Source organism: uncultured Clostridium sp. (assembly GCF_937920395.1).
Taxonomy (GTDB): Bacteria; Bacillota; Clostridia; order Clostridiales; family Clostridiaceae; genus Clostridium_AD.
Genome location: NZ_CALEVF010000336.1, coordinates 1 through 6,618, shown reverse-complemented (window position 1 = coordinate 6,618; position 6,618 = coordinate 1). Strand labels below are relative to the sequence as shown.

Annotated in this window: 4 protein-coding genes and 1 pseudogene; 1 reads left to right on the top strand and 4 read right to left on the bottom strand. The window is 29.3% G+C overall.

Annotated features, from left to right (window positions below; translation table 11 throughout):
- Window positions 1-234: 234 nt before the first annotated feature.
- Together Q0649_RS20380 and Q0649_RS20375 are read right to left on the bottom strand one after the other, a co-directional pair.
- Window positions 235-999 (bottom strand): hypothetical protein, encoded by a 765-nt coding sequence (locus Q0649_RS20380; protein WP_298846174.1) that lies wholly within the window; start codon window positions 997-999, stop codon window positions 235-237.
- A gap of 802 nt (window positions 1,000-1,801) precedes the next feature.
- Window positions 1,802-2,722 (bottom strand): transcriptional regulator, encoded by a 921-nt coding sequence (locus tag Q0649_RS20375; RefSeq protein ID WP_298846170.1) that lies wholly within the window; start codon window positions 2,720-2,722, stop codon window positions 1,802-1,804.
- A 200-nt stretch (window positions 2,723-2,922) separates the two neighbouring features.
- Between Q0649_RS20375 and Q0649_RS20370 the strand changes: the two genes are divergently transcribed.
- Complete coding sequence (locus Q0649_RS20370) at window positions 2,923-4,668, top strand: glycoside hydrolase family 2 protein (RefSeq protein ID WP_298846168.1); 1,746 nt, start codon at window positions 2,923-2,925, stop codon at window positions 4,666-4,668.
- A gap of 114 nt (window positions 4,669-4,782) precedes the next feature.
- On the opposite strand, the gene Q0649_RS20365 is transcribed toward Q0649_RS20370, so the two are convergent.
- Entirely contained in the window at window positions 4,783-6,339 is a 1,557-nt protein-coding gene (locus Q0649_RS20365; RefSeq protein ID WP_298846165.1) for a response regulator, read from the bottom strand.
- A 26-nt stretch (window positions 6,340-6,365) separates the two neighbouring features.
- A pseudogene (locus Q0649_RS23105) lies at window positions 6,366-6,551 on the bottom strand (helix-turn-helix domain-containing protein); the annotation flags it as partial.
- Window positions 6,552-6,618: the final 67 nt, after the last annotated feature.

Genomic DNA, 6,618 nt, shown 5'->3' with positions numbered 1-6,618 from the left:
GTAGAGTTACCATGATCTATATCAAAGTTTATTATTTCAACCTCTTTGTGATTGTCGTTTGCACTACTTTTAAATCATATTTTTTACAACTATCATCTTCAAATATTAGTAATATTTCATTATCACCCTATGGCAAGTTGGATACACATTCTTTGCTTAATACTATTCTTCAACTTGATACACATTCTTTCTTTACGCATTTTCTAAAATATTAGAGATAATTTGAGGATCTAGTCAAATATCAAAGTGAAGTGCTAAACGTCCTGTTAAAATTGATCTATTAATAAAGAACTCCTTTTTAACGGTTAGCTGCTTATTTTCTTCATCTACAGTATATAGACTCTTGTCCAACTCTTGTCCATCCCATATCAACTCTACAAAACTATTATAATGATTTTCGTACTTCAAGATTAAATCTTCAGCATTAGCCTTATAAAAGTTAATGTGCGTAAAATTAACCTCTGAATTAACCACCGCAGGTTCGTTGTTTACTTCTATGTAATCAAGATTCATAGAAGCCCAATCTCCTTGAATCTCAAAATCATACAAACCTACTTTATCAAAAGAAAAATTTATTTCTTTTATTGTCCAAGACTTAGATTGAAACTCCACATTTTGCTCTATTATCACTACTTCATTTTTTAGAACTTTATTTACAGTATCCACTTCATATGTATCCATTGGCTCAATTGCCTTCACTATTTGCCTCTTATATTCACCATAATTAGTTTTAGAGCCTAATGATACTTTATAAACTCCAGGTTTTTTAATATCAAATGCATTTGGAAAAACTACAATACACCTTCCTTGGTCACTATTTTTAAATGTAAAATTCATATATTTTTCATTCTTACCACTTGAACCACTCTCGCTATTTATTGTCATGGTGCTTCCTTTTGGTATTACAGCATTTTCTGCCTCATATCTTGTCTTTTCCTCTATTACTGCTTTTGCAGTTGTATACAAAACAACTGATAAATGTTTCTTAATTTCAAGCATAGTTTTCCCCCTCTTAATGTTATCTGACTCTTTCAAAATAATACAATGCCCTATCCATTTAAAAGAATAGGGCATCATACCTGTTTATTCATATATTAATTAAGGTTTTACCCTTGATTTTAATTGTATTTCTTTTTCTTAAATAAGAAGAAGCTAATTTAAAATTTATAATAAACTATCTAGTTTCCTAGTTAAAACAGGATACTAGATAGTTTATAATTTCCGTTATATTCTTGTGATTCTATGTTTTTTCTATTAATAAGTCACTTATATCTTTTAAGTTCTATTAATTAAATCCTTATCTTCTAATACTTCTGCAGCTCCATCATTTAACCAAGTGCCTTCAATATCATTACCGTAAGATTGCATATTAATAGTCTACATATCCATAAAATCCACCATTTTTGTAATCGGCTAAATTACTCCAAAATGGGAAAATACGCTCATCTAATTCTTTTTAACTTCTTACGATAAACGTAGCATATAAACATCTCCTATTTAAAGGTATATCAGTCCCACTAAAGTATATTATATAACGTTATTGTTGCGTTATAACTATATTTCAAATCATCGTTTACACAATTGTAGTATATAAATTCTTATATACTACAATTTATATAATTATTTCTAAGCATATATTTATAAGGTTTTATAAAGCTTTTCAATAATCATTATGTAACTTTACAGATTAAAAATTTCATTGAAAAACTAATGAATAATGATAGTTAAATATTTATTAGTTTTTACTTAATTCTAGTCCCAATATATCTCTTGCATTTTTGCTTCATTATTGTCATAGTTTTTATCTCACATCTCTCTTTAAATCTTCATAATTAATAGTTACATTAATATCCTGATTATAATTTCCAAAGTTTTTTCCAAAGATTGTTATTCCACCAACATTACGTGAATTATCATGGTTTGCAATTTTAAAGGTAATCTCACTACTAAATGCTAGATTCAGTTCAGTAATGTTTACGCTAGATATATTTATACCATCCAAAAAGCTCCCTTCTCTATTCACAATTATAGTTTTAAGTAGCCCATATTGTGAACCATAATTCCACCACTCTGGGTTTAAAACACCTTTCTTCTTTCCGAAATTACCAGGAGCAGTCCATATACCAACCTTAATATTATTGATGTAAAAAGTAATATCCGATGGCCACTCTTCTTTAGACCCCGGAAACTCGGAACATATTTCTAGTGATATTTCTAGTTTTTTAACCAACTGATTACTCAATAAATAATTTGGTATTCTATACTCTACCCAACCATGACCAAACCAAATTAAAGATGCATTGTTGTGATTAGGGTCGGCAAAGTACCTTGGATCATCAACAATACCTATCAGTTTTGTTTTACAAGCAAGGCCACAAGTAGGCTGAACATTATACGAAGTATACTGCCCTACAGGTATGGAATGAACCAATGAGGTTTCACATTTAGCATTTGATTTGAGCCTTAAGGTAACCTGGTCTAGATTTAGGCTGCATATTTTCTGCATACCTCTTATTCCAGGCACACTCTCACACTTTATTATTTTAACTTCCTCCATTTTCTGTATGTGTTTTGTGACTATTGCAGATGAAATGCCTAATTCAATTGCCATATCTTTTATATTCATAGCTTTCTCATCTAACATTGCAATAATACGAACCCTGGTAGTGGAAGAGAATACTTCTAAAAAAGCCATATTTTCTAGTGATACATCTATATTCATTATAAATCCCCTATTTTCCGTTTTATTTTTATTGTATAACCTATACATTAATTAGTCAAATGTTTTTAAAATTATTTTTTAAATAATTTTCTAATAACTAATAACGTTATTGACAGCAATACTTATATATTTTATAATTATATAAGTAACTAATAAATTAACAAATTAACTTTTAAATTAATATTAAGAGGAGCGTGTACATGAATAGTGAAATTAGAATTCCAAGATCAGAATATCCAAGACCACAACTTGTAAGAAATGAATGGATTAATCTTAATGGCCAGTGGGAATTTGAAATTGATCCCGGTGAGAGTGGCAAGGAAAGAAAACTTTTCGCATCAAATAAACTAAATGGATTTATAACTGTCCCATTTTGCCCCGAAAGTGAACTTTCAGGTGTTGAAAACAAGGACTTTATGGCCTCTGTATGGTACAGGAGAGAATTTATATTACCTGATTCGTGGAAAGGAGAAAGAACTCTACTTCACTTTGGCGCTGTTGATTACAAAACTGAAGTTTGGATAAATGGAGTTTCTGCTGGAACCCATCTTGGTGGATATTCATCCTTCACTTTCGATATCACTGGTCATCTGGCATCTGGCGTAAATATAATTTCTTTATGTGCCAAAGATGATGGGCGTTCTAATTTACAACCAAGAGGAAAACAATGTAGCCAGTTTTATTCTGGTGGCTGTGATTATACAAGAACAACTGGGATATGGCAAACTGTATGGCTTGAGAATGTACCACAGAGTTATATTTCATCAGTAAAATATATACCTGATCCAGATAACGGTTGTGTACACATTGACTGTAAATTCGTAGGCGAGGTAAGCGGTTACACCTTTAATGCTACTGCATTATATAACTCTAACAAGGTAGGAACTAGTTATGTTATAATTACAGGAAATTTTGTAAGACTAACAATAAACCTCTCTGAAATTCATCTTTGGGGACCAGGGCAACCTAATTTATATGATCTAGAATTTCGTTTATCTAGTGGGTATAACTGCGTTGACAGCGTTACAAGTTATTTTGGATTAAGATCAGTTTCCTTAAGTGGTAAGGTTATCTTAATAAATGGAAAACCAGTTTTCCAAAGATTAGTTCTTGATCAAGGTTTTTATCCAAAGGGAATTTATACCGCACCAACTGATGAAGACTTAAAAAAAGACATTGAGTTATCCATGGGTCTTGGTTTCAACGGAGCTAGAATGCATGAAAAAATCTTTGAACAAAGATATATTTACTGGGCAGATAAATTGGGTTATCTAGTTTGGGGAGAACATGCAAACTGGGGCTTAGATATTACCACTTCTAAAGGACTAGAAGTTTTTCTCCCAGAATGGCTTGAATCTCTTGAAAGAGACTATAACAGTCCTTCCATTGTAGGTTGGTGCCCTTTCAATGAAACTTGGGATGCTGATGGTACAAAGCAGGACAATGAAGTTTTAAGAATTGTTTATAATGTTACCAAGGCGATCGATCCTACAAGACCTGTAATTGACACTAGTGGCAATTTTCATGTAGTTACAGATATCTTTGATGTACATGATTATGAGCAAGATACTAAGAAATTTGCTACATCCTATGAATCCATGAAAAATGGCGGAGATGTTTTTGTTACTCATCCAGATAGACAAAAATATGAAGGACAACCCTACTTTGTAAGCGAATATGGTGGAATCTGGTGGAATCCTAACCAAACAGATAACAATGCATGGGGATATGGAAACAGGCCAAAGAGTCAAGAAGAATTTATTAAAAGATATGATGGTCTAACTTCCTGCCTACTTAATAATCCTAATATTTGTGCATTTTGTTATACACAATTATATGATGTAGAGCAAGAAGTAAATGGTTTATATACCTATGATAGAAAAGAAAAATTCAACCCTGAAGTTATAAAGAAAATCAATTCTCAAATAGCTGCAATAGAAAAATAGCATATTTTAATATTTACATTTATACATGACGCCCCGATATCATCTGTTACAAAATCACAAATAAACTCAGTATATTTATAAATATACTGAGTTTATTTGATTATAATTAGGTGATTAATATTCACTATTTTTATATTGAGTAGGCGTAAGGTGGGTAACCTTTTCAAATTTATTAATAAAGTAATTCGAATTTACATATCCTATTTTATTTGCTATTTCACTTAGTTTTAAATTTGATCTTCTTAATAACTTTTTTGCCTGCTCAATTCTAATAGTTTCTAAGTAATCATTAAAATACATACCTAAATGTTTTCTAAGCAATTGACCTAAATATACTGGATTAATAAAGAATATATTTGAAAGTTTTTTTAATGTTATATCATATTGATAATTATTATTGATATACTTTTCAATTTCATACATGGATGTATTTTGTCTACTATCGCCTAATGACTTTATATATTTTGATATATCTATTGAGAAACACACTATGGCTTTACCCATATCATCAATATTACTTGCTTGAAGTCTATTAAAGTTTTTATTATTTCTTACAAATTTTTCAACATCACCATATTTTTTATATACACACGTAATTACTTTTGATATAAATATTATCAAATAAGCAGAAATTATTTCTGGTGCAACCTGCTTATTATTTATATTATATGAAATTTCATTAACTACATTTACAATACTATCTTTATCCCCGCTTTCTATAGCACCCATAAGGTTTTCCACAGAAGCCTCTTCATTAAAGTTATAATTTAATTGCATTTTTTTATTATAAAAAACAATACCATTTTGATTAAACGGTTGAAGCTGTTTAACTTCTATACATGATTTATATGATTCCTTTAAATTGGATAACTCCATTATCTCCTTACCAATAATTATTAAGCAGCTACATTCTAAAATTTTTGTTATATTATTAAATAATTTATTAACAAATAGATCAATATTATTATTAAAGTGTTTCAGAATACCTATACTTAAGATTATACCATACTTCCCAAATTCATCATTATGAAGACAATTAATGTTTTCTTCATTAATAATTTTATATATAATTTCTGTTAACTTTACTAACTTAGATTGAAATTCATCTTGCTCAAGGTTTTCAAACCATTTTAAAATATTGATTTCCACTTGCACATATCTTTTTTCCTGGTTATCTACGACATTAAAAAACTCCTGCAAATAATCCTTCGAATATTTTTCTAAATTACCATCAAGTATAGATCTTATTATATTATTATTTTTAGTTTTACTAAAACTATTTTCTAATTCTTTAGCCTTTAAATTATTGTATACTTTTTTTAAAATAATTATAAGTTCATCCTCTTCAATAGGTTTTAATAAATAATAAATTACATTATATTTAATAGCTCTTTGAGCAAACTTAAATTCATTATATCCACTTAATATTATGAATTTTGTATTTAATCCTAAGATATCTTTTGCCATTTCAATAAATTCTAACCCATCCATTTCAGGCATTTTAATATCAGTAATAACGAGATCTGGAGATAATTCCTTCATTAACTTTAGAGCTTCATCCCCATCGCTTGCTTCCCCACAGATAATGAATCCATATTGCTCCCAGTTAATTATTAATTTCAATCCTTCCCTAACAAAAGGTTCATCATCAACTATTAAGACCTTATACAAAATAGTACCCCCTCATAACATTATTCTTATTTAATATAAAAATTTTTGTATTCATTTGGTGTCACACTTGTTATTTTTTCAAATTTGCTAATAAAGTAATTTGTATCTTTGTACCCCACCATGGCTGCTATTTCGTTGATTGTGAATCTTTTACTATCTAATAATTCCTTAGACTTTTTAATTCTAAGATTATTTATATAATCGTTAAAAGAAACTTTAAAATTTTGTTACTACACAGGCATTCCCAATATGAAATGCCTGTGATAATATAAAACCATA

Excerpts from the sequence above, each read along its gene's own strand:
- Q0649_RS20380 (WP_298846174.1), bottom strand. The coding sequence starts at position 999 with ATGCTTGAAATTAAGAAACATTTATCAGTTGTTTTGTATACAACTGCA.
- Q0649_RS20370 (WP_298846168.1), top strand. The coding sequence starts at position 2,923 with ATGAATAGTGAAATTAGAATTCCAAGATCAGAATATCCAAGACCACAA.
- Q0649_RS20375 (WP_298846170.1), bottom strand. The coding sequence starts at position 2,722 with ATGAATATAGATGTATCACTAGAAAATATGGCTTTTTTAGAAGTATTC.